Annotated in this window: 2 protein-coding genes; both read left to right on the top strand. The window is 52.8% G+C overall.

The annotated features are described in order from the left end of the window. The coding region (locus tag IAE30_RS29790; protein WP_200681625.1) for an aldehyde dehydrogenase family protein at positions 1-1161 on the top strand (1161 nt) is incomplete at its 5' end. A gap of 276 nt (positions 1162-1437) precedes the next feature. Continuing rightward, positions 1438-2351 (top strand): cytosine permease (locus IAE30_RS29795; protein ID WP_200681628.1); only part of this gene is annotated, 914 nt, incomplete at its 3' end.

Here is a 2351-nt window from a genome sequence, read left to right on the forward strand (position 1 = left end):
GCTTACGTGGCGGAATACTATCGCTTCTATGCCGGGCTGGCCGACAAGATGGACGGCGCCACGCTCAGCATCGACAAAGCCGACATGGAAACCTGGATTAAGCGTGAGCCGGTAGGTGTGGTTGCCGCGATTATTCCCTGGAACAGCCAGCTGTTTCTCTCCGCGGTGAAAATCGGCCCGGCGATTGCGGCCGGCTGTACGGTGGTGGTGAAGGCGGCTGAAGTTGCACCGACGCCGCTGCTGGGGTTTGCTGAACTGGTGCATGAGGCCGGTTTCCCTGCGGGCGTCATAAATGTGATCACCGGCTTCGCGGAAGGCTGTGGCACAGTGCTGACCCAGCATGCGCAGGTCGATCACATCGCCTTTACTGGCGGTGCAGATACTGCACGTCACATCATTCGCAACAGCGCGGAAAACCTCGCCAGCACCTCGCTGGAATTAGGTGGCAAGTCACCGTTTATCGTGTTTGCCGATGCCGATTTGGAAAGTGCAGCCAATGCGCAGGTGGCCGCCATCTTCTCTGCCTCAGGACAAAGCTGTGTCGCGGGCTCGCGTCTGCTGGTGGATGAACAGATTAAAGATACCTTTATTGAAAAACTCACCAGTAAAGTGCGCGGTATTGTGATTGGTTGCCCGCAACAGCAGGAGACGCAGTTTGGTCCACTTTGTACCGAGCGGCAGAAAAGCAATATCGAGCAGGTCGTGAGCCGCAGTATTGAGCAGGGTGCGCGTCTGGTGATCGGCAATCAGCCGATTGACAGACCGGGATTCTATTTCCCACCCACCATTTTGGATTGCAGTGCGGTGCCAAATGCAGAAAGCGTGGTGCAGGAGCTTTTTGGTCCGGTCTTGTCGGTGCTGACCTTTAAAGATGAAGCCGAAGCGATTCGTTTAGCCAACGGCACAGAGTATGGTCTGGCGGCAGGCGTATTTACTCAGAACCTGACACGCGCCCATCGTGTCACGCGTAAGTTGCGCAGCGGCGTGGTGTGGCTGAACACCTATCGCGTGGTTTCACCGCTGGCGCCCTTTGGCGGCTACGGTAAGTCCGGTTTCGGTCGTGAAGGTGGCATAGACGCCGCGTTGGAATACACCACCACCAAAACGGTGTGGCTGCGCACCAGCGATGAGCCGATTAGCGATCCCTTTATTATGCGCTGATGGGTTAAGGTGCGCTGACATGCGCACCTTGCGGGAATCTGGTTTGCATTTATCAATGCAACACTCTACCAGAAATAACGTTGGAATTTTCAGTGTCGTTATTTATGACGACCGTTACTTGTACAGTTGTTAAGCATTAATTAGCACCGGGAGTCTTACCGCCAATTCTTTAATAAGAAGACGAAAATGCATTCGTCGGGATGGCTGTGGCTTTTTTTCGCGAGGAAGGTTTTACCCACATTAAAAACAATCCCACTTTGAGAATTGGAGGGTACGGTGAATACACAACCACGTCAGAGTCAAATTATAGAAAATAAGTCGGTGGATTATGTTCCGGAATCGGAACGCCACGGTAAATCGCACAGTTTATTTACCTTGTGGTTCTGTACCAATATTGCACCGTTGGCGGTCGTCAGCGGCGCGATTGCCACCGAAACGTTTCATCTGAATGTTATTTCCGCGTTAACCGCGATTATTGCCGGTCATCTGTTTGGCGGGATCTTCCTTGCGTTAACCTCTGCGCAAGGGCCGAAAGTCGGCATTCCACAAATGGTGCAGAGCCGTGCTCAGTTTGGTCGTTACGGCTCGCTGCTGGTGATTAGCTTTACGACGGTGATTTATCTCGGGTTCTTTATATCGAATATTTCGCTATCCGGTAAAGTCATCAACAACGTCTTCCCATCGATGCCGGTAAGCAGTGCCACGGTTATTGGCGCCATTCTTGCCACCGCCATTGGTATCGTTGGTTACCATTTTATCCATCGCATCAACAAAGTCGGTGCATGGATTATGGGTGCGGCGCTGATTTTGGGCCTGGCATTGATGGTGTCACAACCCTTGCCGGCAGATTTTTGGTCTCGTGGCAGCATGAGTGCCGCAGGCTGGTTCGGCACCTTCTGTATCGGAGCGGTATGGCAAATCAGTTTCTCGCCCTATACCTCTGACTATTCGCGCTATCTGCCCGCCAATGTCGGTATTGCACGCCCGTTTATTGCCACCTACCTGGGTGCCTGTGGCGGGACTATTCTGGCCTTTATTTTCGGCATGATGGCGGTCAATATCGCACCAACCAGTGATGCCATGATGTCAGTGCGCCACGCCACTGGCTGGCTCGGACCCATTCTGATGGTGTTGTTCCTGGTCAATATTATCTGCCACAACTCAATGAATTTGTATGGTGCGGTATTATC

Origin of the sequence: Pantoea sp. S61 (genome assembly GCF_016625145.1) — a bacterium.
Lineage (GTDB): Bacteria > Pseudomonadota > Gammaproteobacteria > Enterobacterales > Enterobacteriaceae > Pantoea > Pantoea rwandensis_B.